Raw genomic sequence first — 24,943 nt, forward strand, 5'->3', positions numbered from 1 at the left:
ACAAAGTACCTTTTTAATTTTCAGCTTATGCGTTTTTATTCCAAAGAAGATACCCGCTCGTTTAGCCAGGTAGACTTCATCTTTATCCGAACAACTCAGCAGGAGCACATTTTCCGGATCAGGCTGAACCGCCCGGAAAAGCGTAATGCCTTCACACCAACCATGGCCGACGAAATTGCCTACGCGCTGGCCTATGCGCATTACCGGGAGGATGTGTGGTGTGTTATTGTGGAGGCAGAAGGGCCGGTTTTCTGCGCTGGTGCTGACCTGAACGCCTTTCACGATTCGTCCGTAGATACAAAAAATACTACCATGCCTAAGCCACGGGTATCTGTAACGCTGGGAGACGCTTTTTTAGAATTGGTAAAACCCTGCATAGCCCAGGTAGAGGGAGCCGTACTGGCGGGAGGTTTCCTTCTTATTGCCGGTTGTACCTTTGTAGTAAGCGTACCCGATGCTACCTACGGCCTGCCCGAGGTGAAGCGGGGTATCTGGCCCATGCAGGTTATGGCGTCGCTCTTACGCATCCTGCCTCCGCGGAAGGTACTTGAGATATGTATTACCGGCAACTCTTTTTCAGCGGAAGAAGCTTTGACCATGGGACTGGTTACCCGGGTGGTTGAAAAGGCCGAAATCCAGGCAAAAGTGGAGGAACTGGCCCGGCAGATTTGCCAGAATGCACCGCTGGCCATACGCGTAGGAATGGAAACCATTAACCAGCTGGGTGAGGTACCCGAAAGAAGAAAACACGCCTTCCTCAAGGCACAGCTGGAAAAGATATTGGAATCGGACGACGCTAAAGAAGGAATAAGCGCCTTTAAAGAAAAGCGCTTACCCGTCTGGAAAGGAAAATAACCCTCTCTTACTAGTACCTTAGTTTATCTGGGCAATGTCAATTTCTTCCCCAAAACGATTGTGGAATTTAAACTCTACCACCCCCAGCGAGCTATCGGCCATAAGCTTGACCCAGGTCTTGTACTTGATGAACCACTGCATTTGATGGGACATCAGGCCTTTGGTGAAATAGGCGTACAGGAAAGGATGTAAAGATATGCTGATACCGCGTTCGTTTTGCTTGGTAAGAATATAGTCCACATTGTTCAGGATAATATCTGATACCAGAATACTGGCCTGAATAGTACCCGTGCCGCCGCAGGTGGGGCATGTCTCCCGCGTAACAATATTCATTTCGGGACGTACACGTTGCCGCGTAATCTGCATCAGACCAAACTTGGAAAGGGGAAGAATGGTGTACTTGGAGCGGTCGGATTTCATTTCGTCCCGCATGACATCATGAAGCTTCCTTTTGTTTTCCGCTTTCTTCATGTCAATGAAGTCCACCACAATGATACCTCCCATATCGCGTAGCCGAAGCTGACGGGCCAATTCCTTGGCGGCCTCGAGGTTTACACTCAGGGCCGTAGCTTCCTGGTCTTCTTCGGTATTGGACTTATTGCCGCTGTTCACATCAATAACGTGCAGCGCTTCGGTATGCTCTATAATCAGGTACCCTCCACCGGGCAGGCTCACCGACCGGCCAAAGAGGGACTTGATTTGCTTTTCCAGTCCGAACTGTTCAAAAATTTTACTCTTGCCGTTGTGTAGCTTAAGAATGTTCTCCTTCTCGGGAGCAATAGTCCGGATGTAGGTTTTAATATCATCGAATACCTCCTTGGAGTCTACGGTGATACTATCAAAGGACTCATTCAGCATGTCGCGCAGGATCGACGAAGCACGGTTCATCTCACCGATAACGCGGTCGCGGGGCTTGGCATCACGAAGTGCTTTGATACCATTATCCCACTTCTCAAGGCAGTTCTGAAGGTCTTTATCAAGCTCTTCCACGTCGTGGCCCTGGGCTACTGTACGAACAATAACCCCAAAATTGGCGGGTTTGATGGAAGAGATGAGTCGCTGTAGACGCGTACGTTCCTGTTTATCGGTAATTTTTTTGGAGAGATTGACCGAATTGGAAAAAGGAACAAGTACTATGTAGCGCCCGGCAATGGAGATATCACAGGAGAGTCGGGGGCCTTTGGTAGAAATAGGCTCTTTGACAACCTGTACAAGTATGGGCTGATTCTTAGAAAGTACCTTGTCTATTTTACCGAGCTTCTCAATTTCGGGTTCCATTTTGAAGTTATTGAACCTACCCGAGTTAACTCGTTTGGCAATGACATCTTTTGTGAACTTATTGAGAGAGTTGATATTAGGGCCCAAATCAAGGTAGTGCAGGAAGGCATCCTTTTCGTACCCTACATCAACAAAAGCAGCATTAAGGCCCGTGACCAGCTTTTTAACCGTACCAAGATAAATATCTCCAACGGTAAAATTCTGATCGGGTTCTTCAACGTGGTATTCTAGTAGGCGTTTACTCTGCAAAAGGGCTATTCGTTCCCCTTTTTGAGTAGAATTGATTACTAATTCGTTACTCAATGTACAACCAATTAACTGGCCTGGAATAGGTGACAACTAAACACGCCATTCCGGGCGGAATGTGTGTAAAATAGAGACTGGTCAGGATAAAAGTAAGTAAAACCGGACCGCGGCTAAGCCCGACCAATCCGGTTTTACGTATACATTACTTCTTCTTATGTCTGTTCTTTCTGAGACGCTTCTTTCTTTTGTGCGTAGCAATCTTATGTCTTTTTCTTTTTTTTCCGCAAGGCATAGCTTAAAACGGTTAATTAGTTAAAAAATAAATTAATCAATGGGGAGCGAGTACCGGGCAGGCCGGTTACGCCTTTACTTAAGTCGCTGCTCCAGTTCGCCAATGGCTTGCTGAATCACCGGATCAGTTTCCTTCTTTTTTACTTCGGCCAGTACTTTACGGGCTTCATCGTCCCGTCCTACTTCCACCAGGCTCACACCCAGGTAGAATTGTGCCTTGGTATTGGAAGGATTATTTCGGACTATCTGCTGAAAACGTTCCACCGCTTTTGCGTACTGGTTGGAGCGCATCGACAGAATTCCTAAGTTAAACAAAGCCAGTTCGTTGGTTGGGTCGGCATCAAGTACCTCGCGTAGCAACATAATCCCCTGCATGGGTGAGGCAGTATTGACATAAGTCATGGCCAAATTGGCCTTCGCTGCCAGCAATTCGGGGTTTTTGTCCAGGGCTTTTTGATAGTATTCCCGGGTTTTTTCACCCATCCTCTTTGCCTTAGACTCATCTACGGCAAATCCAAACGCCTCGTAATAACGGTCACCGGCCCGTAGCCAACTCTCAACAGTAGGGCTTAGCAAAGCGGCCTGTTCGGCATAATAAGCAGCACTGTCAAACTTCTGATACTGCGAAAAAGCATCGGAAAGCCCGGCGGCCGCAGTTATACGGTCCGCAGGCGAAGCCTGGTTATAACTGGTCCGGAGGGCTTCGATCTTTTGTTGCTGCTCCGGAGTTAATGCCTGACTGGAATGATCATCCTTGTTAGGCGTTTCGGCCAGATGTCCTTCGCTCGCCGGCTCCTGCGCCGCGCTTTGTTCGGTACTCACTTTCTGATTTTTGGTATTGACTACTACTTTGGGCAGACTATACAAAGTCCCTACCAACGCAACAGCTGACACACAAACCAGAATGATTGACCTTTTCATACTTTACCTTTCAAAAATTGCCTTAACTAAGCGAAGGCGGGTTATTTCTCAGCGACAGCTTTCAGTTGTTCGCTGTTTTTTACTTGCTCAACAAACACTTTGGCCGGTTTAAAGCTTGGTACAAAGTGTTCATCAATAATCATGGAGGTACCCTGGGAAATGTTACGGGCTACCTTGCGGGCGCGCTTCTTGTTGATGAAGCTGCCGAATCCTCTAACATAAAGATTTTCGCCATCAGCGAGTGAATCTTTAACAACGGTGAAGAATGTTTCGAGGGTTTGCTGAACATCAGCTTTGTCTACACCTGTTTTCTCAGAAATTTGAGCGATTACGTCTGCCTTAGTCACTGTGATTACTAACTTTAAAGTGATATTACTATATTAAATTAAAAATTACCTCTCCTTTTTTTGGGAGTACAAAGGTAGCGCAATTTTACTAAAACATAAAAGAGTTACTTTTCCATTTTTTTTATAATTCATTAAAAAACAGCAAGTAAAAGTTGATAAGCCCCATAAATGAGCCTGCCGGACTCCTGGATTTCAGCAGTAAACTCATCAGGTGGTACCACCGCCACCACCGCGACCTCCCCTGGAGGCACACCAACGACCCGTACCGGATCTGGCTTTCGGAGGTGATACTGCAGCAAACGCGGGTAGCGCAGGGAATGCCCTACTACCTGCGGTTTGTGGAGCAGTACCCTACCCTGCGGGACCTGGCCGCGGCGGATGAAAAAGAGGTACTTCGCCTGTGGCAGGGGTTGGGCTACTACTCAAGGGCTCGCAACATGCACCAGACCGCCCGCCTGATTGTACAGGAACTGGGAGGGAATTTTCCGGCCTCCTACGCTGAACTGATTAAACTGAAAGGGATTGGAGCCTATACCGCCGCCGCCATTGCCAGCTTTGCCTACAATGAGCCGGTGGCCGCCGTTGATGGCAACGTATACCGGGTACTGGCGCGGATTTTCGGAATCAAGACGGATATAACCAGCAGCGGCGCCCGGAAGGAATTTACGGCGCTGGCCCAGCAACTGCTTCCACCCGATGATGCTGCCACCTTCAACCAGGCCACAATTGAGTTTGGGGCCATCCAGTGCCAGCCCGTAGCGCCCGACTGCTTGCTTTGTCCGTTCAACGACGTTTGTTATGCCTTTGCCCACGGGGCGCAGGCTCAGCTGCCGGTCAAAGGCAAGAAGAACAAGGTACGCGACCGGTACCTCAACTACTTTGTGGTGGAGAAGGAGGGACGACTGGCTCTGCGCGAGCGGACGACCAAAGACGTCTGGCAGGGCATGTATGATTTCTACCTGATTGAAGCCGCCGAAGAAACAACCGACCTGAATGAGCTGGAGTCGGATCACGTACTGGCGCACTGGCTGGAGATGGGGGAAGTAGTGCGCACGGCGGGCCCCTATGTGCACCTGCTCACGCACCAGCGGCTCTACGCTCGCTTCTGGCACCTTAGAATGCCGCCGGAACGCAGCCTCCTACTCCCCGATAACATGGCCTTCTACAATCAGGAGGAAGTGGAAGAATTGCCGAAGCCGGTTTTGATAAATTCTTACCTGATACAATACTTTTTTTCGTAACTTTATGAGAAGATCGGGAGGTGCCGATGCAGCCATTCCGGATCTTATATGTACCTTTTTTGGTTTATTTATTCAATTATACCTGTACTTATCAAGGCTAACAGCTAAGTACTACCAGCTGTCAGCTCAACAACTACCTAACACTACATACTATGGCAGGAAGCGTAAATAAGGTGATTTTGATCGGTAATCTGGGCAGCGACCCGGAAGTCCGGTACCTGGAAGGAGGCTCGTCCGTAGCCCGGTTCAATATTGCTACTTCGGAATCCTACACCAACAAAAGCGGTGAGCGGGTAGAACAAACCGAATGGCACCGGATTGAATTATGGGACCGGCTGGCTCAAATCGCCGAGAAGTACCTGCGCAAAGGAAACTCTGTTTATATTGAAGGCCGGATTCGTACCGAAAACTGGACCGACAAAGAAGGCCAGCAACGCTCCGGGGTTACCATCCGGGCCAATACCATGACCCTGCTGGGAGGTGGTGGCTCAGGTGGCAGCGGAAATTCCGACGGCGGAGATAACTCCTCCGCGGCCCCCAGCCGCCCGGCCGGCGCGCCGGCTGCTCCCCGTCGTCAGGACCCGGTACCCCCTGCCATGGCTCCCGGCGATGACGATGATGATCTGCCTTTCTGATGCGTGCTATTCTCATTTCACAAGACCCCACGGTGGTGGGGTCTTTGAGTTTTAGGGCAGTAATTTAAAATTATTCGCCCGCCAGCAGTAGCAAGTAGGAAAAGATTGTTCTAATTCGCATTGAAGAAGGTGGTGTGGAATGATTTTTAAATAGTTTAGTAAGCGACCAAGCCTAAGTACTACCCAAACCCAGCAAGCACAGTCCAGCCAGTGAAAGACCTACCCGACAGTGACGACCCTTTGTCCCGAACGTGTCCGACTACCCGTTTTTTTCGTCGTACTTTTCTTCCCCTTACGAGCCTGACCACCCCTGTTTTGTTTGATACATTTGCGCCGGAGGTAGCGCTCATTGCTTTATTACTGCTATTTTCCCTGTTCTTTTCGGCCCTCAGAGCGGCCTATGCTGCCGCTACCCTGACCGAGGCTCCCTGGGAAAGGAAAAACGTGTCCGAAGCGGTGCAACTGGACCGTTCCCAGCGGCTGGCGTTATCGGTTGTTCAGCGGGCTTTTACGTTAGTCGCTTTTCTGCTGGCCGCGCGCCTGGTATGGGTACTATTCTGGGAGACGAATGATGCCGGTTTTCATTGGGTACCCCTGGTAGTACTGTGTTTCTGGCTGTGGTGCGATGCTCTGGTTCGCTACTACGCTGGCCGCCATGCCCACGGCTTTACCCAACAAATGACCCCCCTGGTACGGCCGGTGTTACGAATGATGGCACCACTGACCCGGGTACTAACCTCCCTGGGTACCAGCTGGGGCATATTGCTGCCCGAAGGAGTAGAGGCCACCGCCGAACGCCTGGAAGCCCAGTCGGACAGTGAGGAAGAGCGGGACCTGCTGCGCGGACTGGCTACTTTTGCCCAGACTACTGCCCGGCAGGCTATGCACCCCCGCCTTAACATTACCGCCTTCGACATCGAGCTTGATTTCCACGAGTTGATGGATAAAATCAATAAATCGGGATACTCGCGGGTACCCGTATACCGCGATACGCTGGATTCGGTAGAAGGTATTCTGTACGTGAAAGACCTGTTGCCCCACCTGCACCACGACGAGCACTTCGCCTGGCAGAAACTGCTGCGGCAGGCTTATTTTATTCCCGAAAGCAAGCGCCTCGACGACCTCATGCAGGAGTTCCAGAAGCGGCGGGTACACATGGCCATTGTGGTGGATGAATACGGCGGTACCAGCGGGCTCATTACCCTGGAAGACATCATCGAAGAGATATTTGGGGACATTAACGATGAGTACGACGAGGAGGAGGAAATAAACTTTACCCAGGTCGACGAAAAGACGTATATATTTGAAGGTAAAGCCGATATTGATGATTTCTGCCGTATTTTGGGGCTGGAGCAGGACTACTTTGAGGAAGTCAATGGCCATAGCGAATCGCTGGCGGGCTTGCTGCTGGAGCTGTTTTCCCGGCTACCCCGTACCGGCGACCAGGTCACCTACCGGGACGTAACTTTTAAGGTGCAGTCGGCCGATAAAAAACGGATCAAGAAAGTAAGGGTACTGTTGGCCTGAATGATTCTCAGAAAAATAATAGTTGCGGATTCCTAAAAAACTTTGCCATCTGTAATCTTCTACGTAATTTTGCCCGGCAAATAACGATAGATTATTTGCTATGAGCACAGACCCATCTAAAGTCCTTTACGAGGCACTCACTTACGACGACGTCCTTCTTCTGCCTGCCTATTCGGAGGTTCTCCCACGCGACACCCGTACCACTACCCAGCTTACCCGTAATATCAAGTTGAACATTCCGCTGATTTCGGCGGCGATGGATACCGTTACCGAGTTTGACCTGGCCATTGCCATGGCGCAGGAGGGCGGAATTGGTATCATTCACAAAAATATGTCGCTGGAGGCGCAGGCGGAGCAGGTACGTAAGGTCAAGCGCTCAGAAAGCGGAATGATCCTGGACCCGATTACGCTGACCGAAGGGGCTACTCTCAACGATGCCCTTCAGATCATGCGTGAATTCAAGATCGGAGGTATACCCGTCGTTGATAAAGACAATAAATTAATCGGTATTCTTACCAACCGTGACCTGCGTTTTCAGCGGAATCTGACCCGGCCTGTAACTGAGATCATGACCAAAGAGAATCTAATTACGGCTTCCGAAGGCATTACCCTCGAGGAAGCCGAGACAATCCTGCAGGAGTACAAGATTGAGAAACTGCCGATTGTTGACGAAAACAACCACCTCACCGGCCTCATTACCTACAAGGATATCCTGAAAAGAAAGTCGCACCCCAACGCCTGCAAAGACCAGTACGGTCGTCTGCGGGTGGGCGCGGCGGTAGGCGTTACCCCCGACCTGATTAAGCGGGTGGAAGCCCTGGTGAAGGCGGGCGTTGACGTCATCAGCCTTGACACCGCCCACGGCCATTCCCGCGGGGTACTAGACGCAGTAAAATCAATTAAAGAACATTTTCCTAAGCTTGACGTCATTGCCGGCAACGTGGCCACCGGTGAGGGCGCTAAGGCCCTGGCTGATGCCGGTGCCGATGCCGTAAAAGTCGGTGTAGGGCCGGGGAGTATCTGTACCACCCGTATTATCGCTGGCATTGGAGTACCTCAGCTTTCGGCGGTGATGGCTGCGGCCGAGGCCCTGCGGGGAACCGAAGTACCCGTCATTGCCGACGGCGGAATCCGCTTCTCCGGCGACGTTACCAAGGCACTGGCCGGTGGTGCCAGCACGGTCATGATTGGCTCCATGCTGGCCGGTACCGACGAAGCACCCGGCGAGATCGTGATATACGAAGGACGTAAGTTCAAGATTTACCGGGGTATGGGGTCCATTGAGGCCATGGGCGAAGGCTCCAAGGACCGGTACTTCCAGGACGCCGAAGATGACCTGAAAAAGCTGGTACCGGAGGGTATCGTCGGACGGGTACCTTTCAAGGGGAGCGTGTCGGAAATAGTGTACCAGATGGTAGGAGGGCTAAAAGCCGGTATGGGCTACTGCGGAGCACCCGATATTCCAACCCTGCAGAACGCCAAATTCGTCAAAATTACCTCGGCTGGTGTCAAGGAAAGCCACCCGCACGACGTCATGATTCAGAAAGAAGCCCCCAACTACTCAACCAGATAGTTAGGTAGTAGATAAAGTACCACAAAGCCCCGGAGAAGGTACCTCCGGGGCTTTTGGTATTAAAGAACTTGTTGAACGGCTTGTCATTCCACTACTTAATCATACGTATAGGTATACAGTGCAACGGGCAGCTCAAAGGTACCTTGAGTCCGTTTAATACTGATGTTTTTAACCCGGTTGGCGTTGTCCTTAGTATATTCAAAGTTGAGTATATTGATGCCATTAATAGTTGCTTTGCTGACCAGATGGGTACTGTACTTTCCTAAAACATCTCCCCGGAAAGCAAAGTGAACCGCCTCCCAACGGTTAATTTCCTGGCGAATAGTATTAGGAATATCGGTATATTCGTAGGTAGCATTGTAAAGGACACTACCGTATTTGTCAATGGTTTGCCACTGTAATAAATTTCCTTCCTTAGAAAAAGCACGCGTCGTAATAGTGCCATCGGTGCCGTAAGAGCTAACCCAGTAACCATTTTTATAGAGGTAGTGCATTTCATTACTCTTGCCCTCGTAGGTAATGGTTGCTTTCTCCCCGATACCGCTTTCGTTCAGGGTATACTTTCCAACTAACCCACTATAGGTAATAGTAGCTTGTTTGTCTTCCACAATTAAATTCCAGAAATCTTCTTCGTTTGCGGAGATACCTGTTAATTTGTTTTGAGAAGTATACCGGAAATTGTAAACTGGTAAAGTAGTCGTTCGGTCTGCAATGAGGATAAGTGTAGCAGATCTGACTGAAGCCTGAGGTACTTCAGATGCTTCAATGGGTACCTGTTGGGCGGCAATTGTTTGCGCTTTTTCCTTCAAAGCTACCAACGGGTCAACCGGTGCAGGGGTCTCGGTTTGGGGCTTACAGCCCACAAAGAAAATAGCGCCTAAAAGAAAGGGAAGAATTTTTTTCATGAGATGGAAAGTTAGGTGAGCGTGGGTGGGAAGTACTTAGGTGTAACGTAAGAAATGCTTTTATAAATATAGAAAATGTTCAAGAGTAGTCAAAATTTTAAATTGGCTTTAGTTAGGTATGAAGTACTTGATTTCTCCCCGCGTTCAACTCCTTGGCCTGTGGGTACTTTTAGTACTGGTAATCGGGGCGTGCGAGCAGAAGGAAAACGCGCAGAAAAAGACCCAAAAGAAAGAGGCTGAAACCATTGCCGTTTTGGGAGCGCTCCCCCGTCAGGTCGTCGATCCGGCCGATAACCCCACTACTACCCGCAAAGTGGAACTGGGAAGGCTGCTTTTTTATGACCCGATTTTGTCCGGAAGCAAAGACGTTTCCTGCGCTACCTGTCACCAGCCTGAATTCAACTACGCCGAATTTCTGGAAACCTCCATTGGGGTGAATGGCGTAGGTAGCGGTAGTAAAAGACACTTCCTGAGCCCTAATAATATTCCATTTGTCAGGCGAAATTCGCAGTCCATTCTGAATACGGCTTTTAATGGAATCCGAAATGGGGAAACCTACCAGCCCGAATCGGCACCAATGTTCTGGGACAACCGGGCTAAAAGTCTGGAGGAGCAGGCCCTGATACCCATTGTAACGCTGGAAGAGATGCGGGGAAGAAGCCTGGCCGAGGAATCAATTCTGGACGAAATAATAGAGAGGATAAAAAATATCCAGGAGTACCAAAGCCTATTTTCGGAGGCTTTCCCCGGCGAGAAGGACCCGATACAGGCCGGTACGGTAGCCAAGGCAATCGCGGCTTACGAGCGGACCCTCATCGCCACCAATTCCCGGTTTGACCAGTACATGCGGGGAGATAGTAGTGCCCTTTCCACCAGCGAGAAGGAAGGCCTGGCTTTGTTCCTGAAAACCGGCTGTGCCCGGTGTCATTCGGGACCTATGCTTTCTGACTTTAAGCTTCATACCCTGGGGGTACCCGATTCCCAAAACCGGAAAGAACCGGATGCCGGCCCCAATAATAGTTTCGCTTTCCGAACGCCTACTTTGCGCAACCTGCGGTATACCGCTCCCTACATGCACAGCGGCAAATTTAATACCCTGGAGCAGGTACTTGAGTTTTACGAGGATATTTCCGGCGGGAAAATCTCCAATCCAAACGTTTCCGCCCGTCAGATGGACCCTTTGGCTACCCAAATGAACGTCAACTTTCGGGATATTTCCCGCATTGTTGAGTTTTTGAATACCCTCAACGACGACAACTTTGATAAGACCGTCCCCGAGCGGGTACCTAGTGGATTGCCGGTAAAGGGTAATGTAAATTAAAAAGTGAAATGCCTATATTGCAGAATCATCCAATATCACCACCACAACTTACCCTTTATGCAAATTATGCACCTAAAACCCCAATTGAAGCTTCTTCTCATTAGCTTTGTAGTTGTATCCTTAGGTTGTCTACTGTTTGTATCTGATGTAAAACCCCTGGGGCAGGTATTATTAGCGGCAGGTAGTGTTCTAAAGGTGTATGCAGTGATCAGGATATTCTTGAAAGTATATAAAGCAGCCTAAATAAGGAGTCATAAAAACATCAAATCGGATGCAGTTTAGTAAGTACTGCATCCGATTTTTGTTTAAATTCGAAAAAGAAGCTACTTCTGCCGGACCTGCTCGGCCAGTATGGCTATACCTTCCTGAAAGCTGTGGGGTTCGTAACCCAGTACATCGCGCGATTTATCCAGAATAAATCCCGTTCTGGCCGGACGACGGGCGGGTTGGGTAAAGGTACTTGAGTCGGCTTCGGCAATGAGCGACCGGTCCAGACCGAAAAATTCGGCGGTCATAATGGCCATTTCGTAGGGGGTAAGCAGGTCTTTGCCCGAAATATTAAAGATACCTTCGGCTTCGCCGTCGGCAATGAGATAGCAGCCCATGGCCAGGTCTTCGGCCAGGGTAGGGGTACGCCACTGGTCCGTCACTACCTTGATGTTTTTGCCTTCTTCCAACGATTTTTTTACCCAAAGAATAATGTTGCTGCGGCTCATATCGTGCGCAATGCCGTAAACCAGTACCGTACGCGCAATGGCCCAGCGGACCGGACCCGAGTGGATGACGGCTTTCTCGGCGGCGTACTTGCTCCATCCGTAAAAGCTCAGCGGATTGGCCTCGGCGTCTACATCGTAGGGGCCGTCGGCTCCGTCGAAGATAAAGTCGGTTGATACGTGCAGCAGAAAAGCATTAGTCTCCTGACAAGCTTCTACCAAATACTCAACGGCCTGGACGTTCTGCGCCCAGCAGGCGTCTTTTTCGGTTTCGCACTGATCCACGTTGGTCATGGCGGCGGTATGAATTACCACTTCCGGGCGAGCCTGTTTAATGACCTGGTGTACCTGCTCAGGGTTGGTAATATCCATGGAGAGGTACTCATAACCTTCCGTAAACGGCAAACGGTTTTCACCCCGGGCGGTAGCTATGGTATGAATATTAGACTGCTTGACCAGCAGTTCGATGAGCTTCTGGCCCAACAAACCGTTGGAGCCAGTGATAAGGATTCGTTTCTTTTCCAAATTTACCAGTAATAGCTTTATATCTTAACTCAGGACTCAAACGAGTACCCGTACCTCTTCGTGATTTTTTTCTTCCGGAGCAGCTCCACGGATACTTTCATAGTCATATTAGCCTCGGGCCGGTCGCGGGCGTCGCGGGGCTGGTCAGCCAGCGTGTCTATGAGAGGCAGCCCGTCAATGACCTGACCAAATACCGTATAGGCGCCGTCGAGGTGCGGCGTACCACCCACGGTCTTGTATACCTGCTGCTGCTCCGGGGTAGGCTGCCGGGCGGCGCGGCCCATCTGCCGGGCCAGGTCAGTCTCGCTCCAGGTCCGGCCATCGACAATATAGAACTGGCAGCCGCTGGAAGCCTTCTGGGGGTTGTTGTCGCGGGCGGCGGCCAGGGCCCCCTTGCGGTGGAACAACTCCGGTCTGAACTCAGCCGGAATGGTGTAGCCCACATCACCGCTGCCCAGGGCGGCGCCTGCTTCGGCTTTGCGGGAGTTAGGGTCGCCCCCCTGAATCATGAAGTCTTCGATAATGCGGTGAAACAGCAGGCCGTCATAAAAACCTTCTTTGGCCAGCTTTATAAAGTTAGCCTTGTGCTGGGGCGTCTGGTCGTGCAGGATCAGACGCATGGTACCCAGGTCGGTGGTGATGGTGACGAGGTAGTCTTTCTTCTTTTTTTTCTGAGCAAAACAATCGGGTACGGCCAGGAGGAGTCCCAGTAGTACTACGCCAAAAATTGATTTCATCGGTTAGAGGCAAATACAGTTTTATTGGAGGGTACAAAGGTCATTTTTAAACCAAAATCTTTTCCCACGGATACGTCTTCTATCACTACCTGCGCCGGACTTTTTTCCCAGGTTATACTTTTGGCGCTTTCCTGCCGGGGCGTGCCGAAGCGTTCGGTAAAGTTCCGGCGGGCGGTGTTCCACAGTTGTTGGGTAGCCCTAGGACTGTTGAGGTACACATCAACCGTAATTCGGCTGATGCGGTTGTTGGCGTGGAAGTACTGCACATCAATGGTTTCGAGCTGTTCGGTGTCGTGGGTGAAGCCAATGTGGTCGGTGGTGTCTTCAAACATTTCAAACCTTTCCCCGGCCCTGACCTTACTGACCGGGTCGCCAAACGAAATGCCCCGGATTATGCCGCCCTCGGCGCTACCGACCACGGTATTGAATAGTTCGGACTGGTCGCTGTTCAGGTCGGTCGGAACGGGATTGGTCTGGGCTATTGAGTCAGTAACTACCTCATTTTCGTCACCGGGTTTGGTTTTGGTACGGCAGCTACCTAAAACGACACTAATCAGTATCACCCCTACCAGCCATCGTAAAGCCGTAAAAGTATTCATGTGGTTATTGCGGATATAGTTTAGGCAAAAGTAAATATAAGCGGGACAAATGGTGCACAGTTATCAGAATTGTCGCCCAAAGCTAAAAAAGAAGCGTCGTTCGCCCATTCCGTTAACGGTAACATTAAAACGGGCCGTCATGTTATAAAATGTTACCAGGTCCAGCCCCAGCCCCGCTCCGTACAAGAGGGAGTTGCCCAGCCGCGTATTGCTGCGTTCGGGGTAGTAGTTGCGCACATAGCCCGCGTCGGCGAAGGTATTGAGGTAAGCAGCCAGGGGTATGGTATTGAACTGCCGGATGGGGACCCAGGGAAAGTGCTTTTGAATATCAAAAATTTTAAATTTAAGCTCATTCTGTAAAAGGGCATAGTGCTGTCCGTCCACTACGTACAGCTCATAACCCCGTACCAGGTCGGAGCGGTAGCCCATGCCGAGGGTCTGGAGGTATGGCTGCCTACGGGGCAGCGAAATGCGCCCCCGCAGGCCATTGTTGACAAACCAGCGCTTACTGAGCGGAGTGTAGCGCCGGTACCAGCCATAAATGTAAGCCAGGTTGAGGTCGTCGGAAGGTAGTATCCCCAGCTTACTGATTTGGACCCCGGCGGTTTGTCCGCGCAGTGGGTACTGCACGTTGTCGCGGCGGTCGTGGCTCAGGATATAAGAGAGCTGAAAGTACTGTTGCTGGTCGCGGCCCTGCAGCAGGTAGTTGGGGTTAAGGGCGGCAATGGTATCCGAAAGCCCGATGTAATTCCAGCGCAGGTCCAGCGAGTGGAACGTATAGAATTTGCTACGGCGGGTCAGGCTAACGAACGTGTAGAAGCGTTCCCGGTTGAGGTTTTCGCTGTTGAAGTAGTCAAGCTTGTCGCGCCAGGTGCGGTAGGGGAGGCTTTTGTTGGTGGTGTAGGATATACCCGTGCTGATTCCGATGGTCTGGGCTTTATCAATGTACGGGACCGAATACGTCATTTCGTACTTGGGAATAAAGCCGAATTCGGCCAGAAAGCGCAGCCGGTCGGCGCGGCCCGTCAGGTTATTGTAGCTCAGGTACAACCCGTAGGTAACGCGGCGCAGGTCGCGGTCGCGGTCGTACCACCATTCGTTAAAATTGCGGTCGGCCAGTTGAAATACGGGTATGGCCAGAAAATACCATCGTTCCTTTACAACTACCCGCACGTGTACCTCCTGAAGACCGTCGTCCGGAACAGTTTCCTGGGGAATGAGCTGCATCTCGACGGTTACGAAGAGGTTGGTATTGACAATTTTACGCCGGTCAATTTCCAGTTGCTCAGCCAGGGTACCGGCCCGTAGCGTATCACCGGGCTTTAGGGCCATTTCCCGCAGTATAATGGTAGTACGGGTTCGGTAGTTTCCTTCCACATCAACGTTCCCAATCACTACCAGGGCAGTACTATCAACCTGATTTACAAGGGTAGACTGCGAATTTGCGGTACCTATTACTAAGAAAAGCAATCCAACTAAATAAATACCCCCGTATCGCAACATAAACAAAAACTCCTCTTGAAGAATACCGTTAAAACGAAAGTTGGTTAAAAATGCCAGTAAAAAGTATTTTGGACAAAAATAATCCAAAAATCTCTTAAATTATTTTTATAATTGCTTTCCCTGTCAAAGCCTGCACCTATTTCTCCTCCTCTTTATGACAAGTTTTAGCCTTTCTATCATTGATTATGTGGTTATTGGTGTATACCTGGTAGGCATTATTATTTACGGGTTACGACACGCCAAAAGAAGCAATGCCGAAGAATATTTCCTTTCGGGCCGCGACTCCGGCTGGGTTATTATTGGTATTTCGCTGGTAGCGGCCAATATTTCCAGCACTACCATTGTGGGCCTGGCCGGCGACGCTTACAGTACCGGCATCGCCGTCTATAACTACGAATGGATGGCCACCGTAGTTTTAGTTTTCTTCTCTATTTTTTTTATGCCCTTCTACCTGCGGTCGCAGGTGTACACTATGCCCGAGTTCCTGGAGCGCCGTTTTGACTCCCGCTCGCGCTACTATTTTTCATTTATCACACTGGTAGGCAATATTGTCATTGACACGGCCGGTACTCTCTACGCCGGGGCCGTTATTATGCAACTGATTTTTCCGGGTACCAGTATCACCACCATCGCGGCGCTGCTGGCGCTGGCGGCCGCGGCCTATACCATACCGGGCGGTTTGTCGGCGGTAATGTATACCGAGGTAGTACAGGCGGTGCTGCTGTTTGTTTCGTCCATTGTTATTTCGACGGTAACTTTTATGCGCATAGGCAGCTGGGAGCAGGTACTGGCCGTAACGCCGCCCCACATGCTGAGCCTGGTACAACCTGCCGACGACCCCAGTGTACCCTGGCCGGGGCTGCTTTTTGGGGTACCCCTACTGGGATTCTACTTCTGGTGTACCAACCAGTTTATGGTGCAGCGGGTACTGAGCGCCAAAAACCTCGACCACGGCCGCTGGGGTGCCCTGTTTGCCGGTCTGCTGAAGCTTCCGCTGCTATTTATCATGGTGCTGCCCGGTACCATGGCCCGGGTCCTGTATCCGGACCTGGAACGGGCCGACTTTGTATTTCCAACGCTGCTATTCGACCAACTTCCCGCGGGCCTTATCGGGCTGGTAGTAGCGGGGCTGCTGGCCGCTATGGCCTCCAGTATCAGCGCCACGCTCAACTCCGCCTCCACGCTGGTCACGATGGACTTTGTCAGGAAGCTCCGGCCCGGTATGAGCAGCCAGCAACTTGTCCGGATCGGGCAGTTTTCTACGCTGGTATTCGTCATTTTTTCGGTGCTGTGGTCGCCGGTGATTGCCAGCTTTGATACGCTCTTCAAGTACCTTCAGAATGTACTCGCGTTTTTGGCGCCGCCGGTGGTGGCGGTATTTCTGCTGGGGCTTTTCTGGAAGCGGGCCAATGCCAGCGGTGCCTTCGCAGGTCTTATTGCCGGGTTTGTGGCTATGATCCTACTGGTTTTTTATGGGCAAAACCTGGGAATACATTTTCTGATCATAGCTCCGCTGTTGTGCCTGTTCTGTGTGGTGGTTATTGTGGCCGTGAGCCTGGCTACTGCCCCGCCTCCCGTCGAAAAAACCAACGCCTACATCTGGACCAGGCGGGTATACGAAGCCGATACTGCCGAACTGAAAGGGGTACCCTGGTACCTGAACTTCCGGGTACTCTCGGTCCTGCTTCTCCTGCTGACAGCCCTGGTCGTCGGGATGTTCTGGTAGAGGGGGTAAATGAGTTTATGAGAGAATGAGTGGATGAGTGTATAAGTAGCAGGTCTGCGTACCTCGGCGCGCAACTCCTTTTACTCTGTGTTTTCATTATAAATCGACATTTAGCAATAGACATTTGCAATCATTCTCCCAGCACTAGGGTACCAAAGCTGTCCGGACGGTGAAAGCGGGGCGTAGCACCACTTAAGGTAGGACTCCAGCACAGGTAGGAGCAGGTATCGGGGGTACCTTCCCAGTCGGGCGTGGTGGGTTTTTCAAGGAGTAGGATTCGGTAAAAGTTGAGTCGGTAGGTAGTACTTTGGGGGTCGCCAATCAGCCGACGCGGAATGCTTATCCGGCCTTTCCAGCTACCGGGGCTAGTACGTACTTCGTGCGCGATACCCGCTTGCTCATAAGGTACCATGTCCAGGGTTATGGCGTCACCTTCTTTGGTCGGGTTATGGATCCAGCCCACAAAAAGCGCGTTATTGGGATTAATTTCGAGTTCCAGATAGCGGGTAGGGGTGTCGGGGCCGGTAGCTATGAAAACTTCAAATACTTCCTGCCGCCAGAGTTCGGTATTGTGCTCCGTGTAGGTGTTCTGCTGCCAGTAGGGGTTATCCGGGCATTCAAAGTCAATCAGCAGGTACTCCTCATCGTAGCTGAGTTGAACATTGGTTTCAACCGTGGATTCGCTGCCATCCGTAGCTTCACGAAAGTGCTTTTGGGGAAGGGGTAGCCACTGGTTTGGGGCCAGGGTAAGGGTATAGTCAGGAGAAGGTACTTGCATCTGGGTGGACAAATGAGAGAAAAGACCTAAGGGTTACGCTCAAAGCAAAGCATAAAACGGGCCTGACCTACTTACGGGGATTCCGTGGCTCCTTGAAAATTCGGGCTTGACAGCCTTATTCTTCCGGTACTACTTATGTAGCAGCCGAATTGACTAAAAACCCGGCTTGGTTTAACATACGGGGATATTTAAGCTATTTATTGAAAAAACTTCCTTGATCATTTTCTGCACTTTCAACAACGTTGGCTACTTGGGTTTTTCCAAAACACGACAAAAAAATGAATTTAAGTTGTTAATTCTGAGTTAGAAATTACAACTTTGTAATTCGTGACATTTAAAAAATCATAGACCATACTATGAATTTTCGTTTTGAAGCAAGTCGCCTGTTTACCCGGGAGTGGAGTTGGATCGTGATATTGACCGGAATATACCTGGCCGCGAAAATTCCCTTTCTGCTCTATGATGGTCCGATCAATCCCGACGAAAGCCAGATACTGGGCCAAGTCATAACGCTCAGTTATGATCCGGTTTTTTGGCGGTCAGTAGACGGGACAACCAGTGGACCCCTCAACAGCTACCTGCTCTGGTTCCTGGGAAAGACTTTTTTTACCTATAATTACCTGCTTCTTCATTGGCTGGCAGCAGGGCTGGTTCTGTTTACCTTGTGGCTTATTTACCGTACGCTGCTACTGTTGGTAAACTACCGGGCGGCACTTTCCAGTGTATTGATTACCTATGGGTTCTTTTTGTTCAATAATCATAAGGATTTTAACCACTACAACAGTGAGTTGGTATCCGTTGTCCTGCTTACCGTAGGGTTTTATATTCTGGTTCGAATCAAAAGATTAGCACACCCCTCCCTGTGGCTGTACGGAGCCTTAGGGGCTGTGTGTTGCCTGGTACCATTAGCCAAACTACAAGGCGGTCCGCTTGCCTTTCTATACCTGCTTTATACCTGCCTGAGCTTGCTTTACCTGCCGCTGCCTAAAAACCGGAAAATAGCGGCGTTGGGAAGTCTGGTCGGTGGGGCGGGGGCAATACTGTTGTCGTTGGTTATTTGGTTGGTTAGCCACAATTTACTGGAAGAGGCCTACATAATGTACATTTCTACGAATTTATCATATTACAATACGGGAAATGGCTTGCGACTCTTTCTTAAATTAGTCTTCGGCTCTTCCTACGATTATTTGTTTTTCCTCGTGCTAAGTGGTACTGTGTGGTTATTTGCTGGTTTAACTTTTCTTCAGAACCGAACCCGCTCCCTGTCACCCAGCCTGTTCACTTGCTTTTTAGGGCTGAACCTGATTTTCTCTTTTTGGGTAATCGGCAAGACAGGCTATGTATTCGAGCATTATTTATTTTATACCCTCATACCCATTTCCATATTGAACGGGTATGCCATCCAGCAACTGTTTGCCCAGCGAAGTACCAGGGCTTTTTATCTATCTTACAAGTCCCTGCTGCTGATGGTGTTGGTGGGGCAGGTAGGTAATAGTTGGATCAAGTCTGAACGGCCCAGTCAACAATTTGCACCAATTGAAGTGTCAAAGCAGGAGAAGATGGTAATTAGTTTAATTAAGTACTACTCCCGGCCCACCGACTGTCTGGCGGTTTGGGGGTGGAACTGTTTGTACTACACAAAAACCCGCCTTTGGCAGGCTACGAGACAAAACCATTCGATTCGGTGCATGAAAACCAGGTCATTGGGTGCGCTGCACAATGTATCCTTAATTAATTATTATCGTCGTCAGTTTTTAGACGATTTAAAACAAAACCGGCCGGCCGTGTTCGTTGATGAAGTTGGGGCCAATTCTATGTTTGACGAGCCTGGTGAATTAGCTCACGAGAGAATACCTGCTTTGAAATCATTTATTGAAAAAAACTACCAACTGGTTAGTGAGGAGGGAGGTATCTCCGTGTACGTACGACTTGATCGATTATAGCCGGTCAGTAGGGCTGCTTGGGAAAACCAATTGAGGGCCTTTGCAACTATTTTGACTTTCCATCTGAGCTATTTTAAAAAACTAATTGACCAGCTGCCCTTGTGGGTAGTACGGTCAGTTCCTCCTGCCGGGGTCTATCACTTTTCGTTTTGGAAACTTAGAGCCGTATCTTTCCACAGGATATCATCGGGTATTTATTGACCATGAAACTAAAAAGATACGGTCTGGTAGCCGCCGGGGAACTCCTGGCGGATTTAATCGGTAGCGAATTCCGGGACAGCCTGCTGGATACCGAACATTACCACCGCTTTCCGGGGGGAAGTCCGGCCAATCTGGCGGCAAATCTGGCGCGGTTGGGGCATTCGGCGGCCCTAATAGCCAGTGTGGGTGATGATAATCTGGGCCAGTACCTTACCACCGAAGTTGCCCGCACCGGGGTCGATATTTCCGGTGTAGCTACCGATGCCAGTCATCCTACCAGTCTGGTGCTGGTGTCACGTACGCAGGGTACCCCCGACTTCATTGCCTACCGAGCCGCTGATTGCCAACTTCATCCCCACCATTTTCCGGACCATTTGCTGGCCGAAACTACCCTTTTCCACACTACCTGTTTTGCCTTAAGTCGGGAGCCCGCCCGGAGCAACCTGCTCGAAGCGGCCCGGCGAGCCCGTCAACTGGGGGCCCGGGTTAGCCTGGATGCCAACTACGCTCCGGCCCTCTGGCCCGACCGGCAGCAGGCCCAGCGGGTCATTGCCGAATACATTCAGGAGGGCCTGGTGAAGCTCAGCCAGGACGATGCCCTGCGGTTATTTGGTCAGCCGGTTGAGGACGAACTGGTACTTAACTTCTTTCACGGACACGGCGCGGAACTGGTATGCTATACCCTGGGGGCGGGGGGAAGTATTCTGTCGTGGGAGGGGGGCAGGCAGCAACAGCGGATACCCGTGGAACCCGTTGAGGTAAAAGACGCCACCGGAGCCGGCGATGCCTACTGGTCGGGCTTTCTGTCGGCCCTGCTGGATGGGCATTCGCCCGAACAATGCGCCCGGGCGGGTACCCGAATGGCCGCGCTGAAGCTGGGTACGGAAGGGGTGCTGCCGGTGCGGGTCGGGCGTGAGTACTTGTACCAGGAATAAAAAATAGCGCAGCTCCGGTGAGGGCTGCGCTTAGGGAGTAACTGCCGGAAGTCTGTATTTTATTTGAGAGCCGAGAGCTTATCCATGTCTAAATTGTCCAGCGACTTTTTCATCTGGTCCATATCAACATTATTTCCCTTTACATTAACAATATAGCGGTCGGCAACAATGATGTTAAGCTCGCCGTACTTCCCGTCGTTGTCATATTTTTCAAATGCCTTGTAGTTGCCGATCCGGGTGGTGCGTTCATAGCCTGTGGTAGTTTCTTTATCCACCTCGGTCATAGTCCAGGCCGCCATACCCATCAAAGCCATACCTCCCATTCCGCCCGTATCCATAATCTCAACTTCAACGGAAGACGAACCATCGCTGTTTTCGTACCGTCCTTCGGCCTGCGAAATAACAAAGCCCATGGCACCGCTTTTTTCGCCGGTTGCTTCTTTTCTGGTAAGTCCTGCCGCCTCAGCCGGGAGCAGGTCTTTTAGCTGACGAAAATCCACGGGATCTACCGGCTCTTTATTCTGCATTTCCTGGGCCTTGTCAGCCATTTGCTGGATAGCTTCCAATGAGTTCTTGGGTGCTTCCTGCTCTTCTTCGTTAGTTCCACAGCCCCAAAGGAGCAGGAGTGCCAATCCATAAGTAATCGGTAAACAGGTTTTCATAGTAGTAAGGGTAAAGGGTTTAAAGAGAGAGCAAAATACAAAATAATTGGAAATAGTACAGCCCGGTGCGGCAGTACTTATTAAGTTCATGGCAGAAGGAAACAGCAGAATGCGGTAGCGGCTAAAAGGCATGGGCAGAGTGAACGTTTCTTTACGAATATCCCGAATCTTTTCCTTACCCAAAAACCTGAGTCCTGCTAAGTACCCGCTGTTACTAGTTGTTCAACGTACTTAAAGTACCAGCAGAGGGAGATTTATCTGATACGGTCTTATATCCCTAAACCCAGCCAACCCTGATTTAAGTAAATATCAGCTTGGCGCCCGCGATAAAAAGTACTACGGACAAGATTCGCTTGATCAGGGCTGGCTCAAACCGGTGACTGCCAAAATAGGAACCGGCCGTGCCGCCGGTAATGGCGGCCAGTGCCAGCACCAGCGCGTAGGAGGGAAAGTACCGGGTGCTGCTGAAGTTACCGAGCAGGCCCGATGCCGAATTGAACAGAATAAAAAGTGCCGATACTGCCGCCGCTTCCTTAGCCCTGGCCCACCGCTTAAAAAGTAAAAGCGGAGTCAGAAAAATGCCGCCGCCCGTGCCGGTCAGGCCCGACAGTAAGCCCAGAACTCCCCCCACCCCCAGTGCCACCGGGCGGGACGGCTCGCTAAGTACCGTGTCTTCGGGGGGATTTACCAGAAAACGGGTAGCCGTAAAAAGCAGAATAACACCCACCATTATCTTGAAAACAGAAGTAGGCAGGCTAAGGTACCCACCCAAAAAAGCCATGGGGATAGCCAGTACGGCAAACGGCCAGAACAGCCGCCAATTGAAGTAGCCCGCCCGCCAGAACTGCCAGGTACCTATACAGGCAACCAGTATATTAAGTATGAGCGCCGTGGGCTTGATGACAGCGGGGGCCAGCCCAAACAACGACATCACCGCTATATAACCCGATGCTCCCGCATGACCCACTGAGGAATACAAAAAGGCTACAATCAGAATAGCAAGGGTTAGTAAGGTCAGCAACTCGGTACTCATGGGTACGGGGCGTAAGGGCTATCAGTTAATTTAGGAATTGGGTACTTTCCTACCAGGTTTGGCTGGTAAATATAGTCAGTCCGGAAGGTTAGACAAGGATTTGACCCACTAAAATAAGCAGGAGGCCAGGTACTTAAAAAGCCCTGCGGTACAAGGTAGGGTACCGCAGGGCTTTTTAAATAGTAGCTCAAAACTACCGGCTTAGTCCGGGTTGGTGGGCGGTAGCCTGGCGGGAGCGCCACAGAAAATAAACACCCAGTAATACCGCCGGTATGCTAAGTACCTGCCCCATGTTCAGGGCCAGGTTTTCTTCAAAGGCCACCTGATTTTCTTTCAGGAATTCGTACAGGAAGCGGAGCGTAAAGACCCAGATCAGGAAAATTCCCAGCATACTACCCGGCGGGGTCTGGTCTTTGTGGCGGTTCCAGAACCAAAGCAAAATGAAGAACAGCACCAGACAGGTAATTGACTCGTACAACTGGGCCGGGTGGCGGGGTATCTGCCGGTACTCAGTATTGAGCATAAACACAAATCCCCAGGGCAGGTCGGTGGGTCTGCCTACAATTTCATGGTTCATGAGATTACCAAACCGGATAAACGCACCGGCCAGGGCTACCAGAATCGCGATACGGTCAGTTACCCAGAGGAACGATTGGCCCGTTGCCCTCCGGGAGCGGGAGTAAAGCCAAAGGGCGGTCAGGATACCAATGATTGCTCCGTGGCTGGCCAGTCCGGCGTAAGGAGGCAGTATTATTTCAAGCGGGCGGGTAAAGAATACTTCCGGTTCATAAAATAAAAAGTGCCCCAGCCGTGCCCCCAGAACGGTAGAGATTACCATAAAGAGCGTCAGCGTATCAATATCTTCCAGGGGTTTGCCTTCTTTTTTAAAGATATGAATCATGATTTGCTGGCCAATCAAAAAAGCGGCCGCAAAAAGCAGCCCGTACCAGCGGACAATGAAGGGACCAAAGCCCGCAATCTCGGGTATTGTGAATAGTTCAGGGCTGGCGTTCCAGATGATATAAGCGGTCATGGGTTTTTGTATAAGTAGCGTAAAGAGGGTCAGGTTTATAAAAGCCCGTTCTTGTATCCGGCAAAGTTAAGAGGGTGTTTTAAAATTGATTAAAAAAGCAGAGAGATATTTTATAAAAGTTAGGAAGCAGGTGGTTTAGCCCCCCAAACATTACTCCCTTTAGCCCTACATTCCCTAGTAAAATACTCCTTGCTGAATTACGGGATGGTTTTTTAGAAAAGGTACCTACACCCATTACTCTTTGATATAGCTCATCAATTCTTCCACCATGTCGGGAGCACCAATGTACAGCGGCGTTCGCTGGTGCAGACTGGTGGGCTTTATGTTCAGAATGGCTTCCGTATCATTCACCGCAAGGCAACCGCTTATGCCCGCGATAAAAGCCAGCGGGTAGCATTCGTACAGGAGCCGCAGTTTGCCATCCGGATTTTTGGCCGTGGGCGGGTAGAGGTAGATGCCGCCTTTCAACAGGTTGCGGTGAAAATCAGCGACCAGCGAACCAATGTACCGGGCCGAAAAGCCACTTTCGCGGCAGGCCGACAGGTACTTCTGTACCGGTTCGGCGTAGGCGTTCAGGTTTCCGTCGTTGTACGAATAGGTAGTACCCCTCCGGGGACTGGTGATGGAAGGATGCGACAGAATAAATTCTCCCAGCGAAGTATCGTAAGTGAAGCCGTTGACACTGTGGCCGGTGGTATAAACCAGCATCGTAGACGAACCGTAGAGGATATACCCCGCCGCTACCTGCTCGTGACCACCCTGCATGAAATCGTCCAGTGTGGGCTCTGAACCAACCGGCGTTACCCGGCGATAAATGGAAAAGATAGTACCTATGGATACGTTTACATCAATATTGGAGGAGCCGTCGAGCGGGTCAATGGCTACTACGTACTTGCCCTTGTTATTTCCGGTCAGTAACAGGCCCTCTTCTTCCTCCGAGATGAGCGCGCATACTTCTCCGCCGTTGGTCAGGGCGCGCCGGAAACGTACATCAGCGATGACATCCAGTTTTTGCTGGGCTTCTCCCTGTACATTCTGCAGGCCCATATCTCCCGTCAGGTCAATGAGTCCGGCGCGATTTACTTCCCGGTGCACAATCTTACCCGCTAAGGCAATATCCCGCAGCAACTGCGAGAGTTCCCCCGTGGCAAAGGCAAAGGCGTTTTGGCGGTGCAGTATGTAGCGGTCGAGCGTAGTGCCAACGGGTAGTACTAAGGGATGGGGTGTGGTATTGTTCATCGGGCTAATTGAAGTGGAAAGCTCCTAAGGTACTATTATTCCCGGAAAAAGGACAATGTTAGTCTGGAAATGTGGGGACTAATCAGGAGCAGGTCCTCCATCCTGAATTGAGTGTACAATTTAAAACGGAGGACCAAAGTACTACGGGTGGTATTTTTAAACGGCAAATTGATAAT

The 24,943-nt window shown here is 50.5% G+C and carries 22 protein-coding genes; 9 read left to right on the forward strand and 13 right to left on the reverse strand.

Annotated elements, in window-relative coordinates; all coding sequences use genetic code 11:
* The first annotated feature begins 27 nt into the window (after positions 1–27).
* Positions 28–855: an enoyl-CoA hydratase/isomerase family protein gene (locus VGN67_RS11240; RefSeq protein WP_327486921.1), complete on the forward strand. Its 828-nt coding sequence runs from the start codon at positions 28–30 to the stop codon at positions 853–855.
* Between the two features lie 18 nt (positions 856–873).
* On the opposite strand, the gene VGN67_RS11245 is transcribed toward VGN67_RS11240, so the two are convergent.
* The 3 genes from VGN67_RS11245 to VGN67_RS11255 form a co-directional block, all read right to left on the reverse strand.
* On the reverse strand, positions 874–2,436 hold the full coding sequence (locus VGN67_RS11245) for an Rne/Rng family ribonuclease (RefSeq protein WP_327486922.1): 1,563 nt from the start codon (positions 2,434–2,436) through the stop codon (positions 874–876).
* A 309-nt stretch (positions 2,437–2,745) separates the two neighbouring features.
* Positions 2,746–3,591 carry a tetratricopeptide repeat protein gene (locus tag VGN67_RS11250; RefSeq protein ID WP_327486923.1) on the reverse strand — a complete coding sequence of 282 codons (846 nt, stop codon included), beginning with the start codon at positions 3,589–3,591 and terminating at the stop codon, positions 2,746–2,748.
* 41 nt (positions 3,592–3,632) lie between these two features.
* Complete coding sequence (locus VGN67_RS11255; RefSeq protein WP_327486924.1) at positions 3,633–3,938, reverse strand: HU family DNA-binding protein; 306 nt, start codon at positions 3,936–3,938, stop codon at positions 3,633–3,635.
* Positions 3,939–4,090: 152 nt separating this feature from the next.
* On the opposite strand from VGN67_RS11255, the gene mutY reads away from it, so the two are divergent.
* The 4 genes from mutY to guaB all read left to right on the forward strand — a co-directional run bounded on the left by mutY (position 4,091) and on the right by guaB (position 8,914).
* Positions 4,091–5,179 carry an A/G-specific adenine glycosylase gene (mutY, locus tag VGN67_RS11260; RefSeq protein ID WP_327486925.1) on the forward strand — a complete coding sequence of 363 codons (1,089 nt, stop codon included), beginning with the start codon at positions 4,091–4,093 and terminating at the stop codon, positions 5,177–5,179.
* 152 nt (positions 5,180–5,331) lie between these two features.
* A complete protein-coding gene (locus VGN67_RS11265; protein WP_327486926.1) occupies positions 5,332–5,814 on the forward strand; it encodes a single-stranded DNA-binding protein in 483 nt (160 codons plus the stop codon).
* Between the two features lie 210 nt (positions 5,815–6,024).
* The gene (locus VGN67_RS11270; RefSeq protein WP_327486927.1) at positions 6,025–7,341 is read left to right on the forward strand and encodes a transporter associated domain-containing protein; all 1,317 of its coding nucleotides are present in this window, start codon (positions 6,025–6,027) and stop codon (positions 7,339–7,341) included.
* A 100-nt stretch (positions 7,342–7,441) separates the two neighbouring features.
* Positions 7,442–8,914 carry an IMP dehydrogenase gene (guaB, locus tag VGN67_RS11275; RefSeq protein ID WP_327486928.1) on the forward strand — a complete coding sequence of 491 codons (1,473 nt, stop codon included), beginning with the start codon at positions 7,442–7,444 and terminating at the stop codon, positions 8,912–8,914.
* 95 nt (positions 8,915–9,009) lie between these two features.
* On the opposite strand, the gene VGN67_RS11280 is transcribed toward guaB, so the two are convergent.
* Positions 9,010–9,819 carry a hypothetical protein gene (locus tag VGN67_RS11280; protein ID WP_327486929.1) on the reverse strand — a complete coding sequence of 270 codons (810 nt, stop codon included), beginning with the start codon at positions 9,817–9,819 and terminating at the stop codon, positions 9,010–9,012.
* A gap of 118 nt (positions 9,820–9,937) precedes the next feature.
* Between VGN67_RS11280 and VGN67_RS11285 the strand changes: the two genes are divergently transcribed.
* Entirely contained in the window at positions 9,938–11,140 is a 1,203-nt protein-coding gene (locus VGN67_RS11285) for a cytochrome-c peroxidase (protein WP_327486930.1), read from the forward strand.
* A gap of 323 nt (positions 11,141–11,463) precedes the next feature.
* Here the strand turns inward: VGN67_RS11285 and VGN67_RS11290 are convergent, their stop codons facing one another.
* From VGN67_RS11290 to VGN67_RS11305, 4 genes are all read right to left on the reverse strand, one after another.
* Entirely contained in the window at positions 11,464–12,378 is a 915-nt protein-coding gene (locus VGN67_RS11290; RefSeq protein ID WP_327486931.1) for an NAD(P)-dependent oxidoreductase, read from the reverse strand.
* A gap of 29 nt (positions 12,379–12,407) precedes the next feature.
* Complete coding sequence (locus VGN67_RS11295) at positions 12,408–13,115, reverse strand: peptidylprolyl isomerase (RefSeq protein WP_327486932.1); 708 nt, start codon at positions 13,113–13,115, stop codon at positions 12,408–12,410.
* Positions 13,112–13,714 carry a hypothetical protein gene (locus VGN67_RS11300; protein WP_327486933.1) on the reverse strand — a complete coding sequence of 201 codons (603 nt, stop codon included), beginning with the start codon at positions 13,712–13,714 and terminating at the stop codon, positions 13,112–13,114. The genes VGN67_RS11295 and VGN67_RS11300 overlap by 4 nt, the downstream gene beginning before the upstream one ends.
* 63 nt (positions 13,715–13,777) lie before the next feature.
* Entirely contained in the window at positions 13,778–15,184 is a 1,407-nt protein-coding gene (locus VGN67_RS11305; protein ID WP_327486934.1) for a BamA/TamA family outer membrane protein, read from the reverse strand.
* A 187-nt stretch (positions 15,185–15,371) separates the two neighbouring features.
* Here VGN67_RS11305 and VGN67_RS11310 point away from each other — a divergent pair, with 187 nt between their 5' ends.
* Positions 15,372–16,943, forward strand: a complete 1,572-nt coding sequence (locus tag VGN67_RS11310; RefSeq protein ID WP_327486935.1) for a sodium:solute symporter — start codon at positions 15,372–15,374, stop codon at positions 16,941–16,943.
* 130 nt (positions 16,944–17,073) lie between these two features.
* Here the strand turns inward: VGN67_RS11310 and VGN67_RS11315 are convergent, their stop codons facing one another.
* Positions 17,074–17,721, reverse strand: a complete 648-nt coding sequence (locus tag VGN67_RS11315) for a carbohydrate-binding family 9-like protein (RefSeq protein WP_327486936.1) — start codon at positions 17,719–17,721, stop codon at positions 17,074–17,076.
* A gap of 356 nt (positions 17,722–18,077) precedes the next feature.
* Between VGN67_RS11315 and VGN67_RS11320 the strand changes: the two genes are divergently transcribed.
* Both VGN67_RS11320 and VGN67_RS11325 read left to right on the forward strand, forming a co-directional pair.
* The gene (locus tag VGN67_RS11320) at positions 18,078–19,664 is read left to right on the forward strand and encodes a hypothetical protein (protein ID WP_327486937.1); all 1,587 of its coding nucleotides are present in this window, start codon (positions 18,078–18,080) and stop codon (positions 19,662–19,664) included.
* A gap of 203 nt (positions 19,665–19,867) precedes the next feature.
* Positions 19,868–20,800: a carbohydrate kinase gene (locus VGN67_RS11325; protein ID WP_327486938.1), complete on the forward strand. Its 933-nt coding sequence runs from the start codon at positions 19,868–19,870 to the stop codon at positions 20,798–20,800.
* 59 nt (positions 20,801–20,859) lie between these two features.
* Here the strand turns inward: VGN67_RS11325 and VGN67_RS11330 are convergent, their stop codons facing one another.
* The 4 genes from VGN67_RS11330 to fbp form a co-directional block, all read right to left on the reverse strand.
* Complete coding sequence (locus VGN67_RS11330; RefSeq protein ID WP_327486939.1) at positions 20,860–21,462, reverse strand: hypothetical protein; 603 nt, start codon at positions 21,460–21,462, stop codon at positions 20,860–20,862.
* A 298-nt stretch (positions 21,463–21,760) separates the two neighbouring features.
* Positions 21,761–22,495 carry a sulfite exporter TauE/SafE family protein gene (locus VGN67_RS11335; RefSeq protein ID WP_327486940.1) on the reverse strand — a complete coding sequence of 245 codons (735 nt, stop codon included), beginning with the start codon at positions 22,493–22,495 and terminating at the stop codon, positions 21,761–21,763.
* A 193-nt stretch (positions 22,496–22,688) separates the two neighbouring features.
* Entirely contained in the window at positions 22,689–23,528 is an 840-nt protein-coding gene (gene lgt, locus VGN67_RS11340) for a prolipoprotein diacylglyceryl transferase (protein ID WP_327486941.1), read from the reverse strand.
* Between the two features lie 234 nt (positions 23,529–23,762).
* Positions 23,763–24,767 carry a class 1 fructose-bisphosphatase gene (gene fbp / locus VGN67_RS11345; RefSeq protein WP_327486942.1) on the reverse strand — a complete coding sequence of 335 codons (1,005 nt, stop codon included), beginning with the start codon at positions 24,765–24,767 and terminating at the stop codon, positions 23,763–23,765.
* Between the last annotated feature and the right edge of the window lie 176 nt (positions 24,768–24,943).

It is taken from the genome of Telluribacter sp. (assembly GCF_035998675.1).
Classification (GTDB): domain Bacteria; phylum Bacteroidota; class Bacteroidia; order Cytophagales; family Spirosomataceae; genus Telluribacter.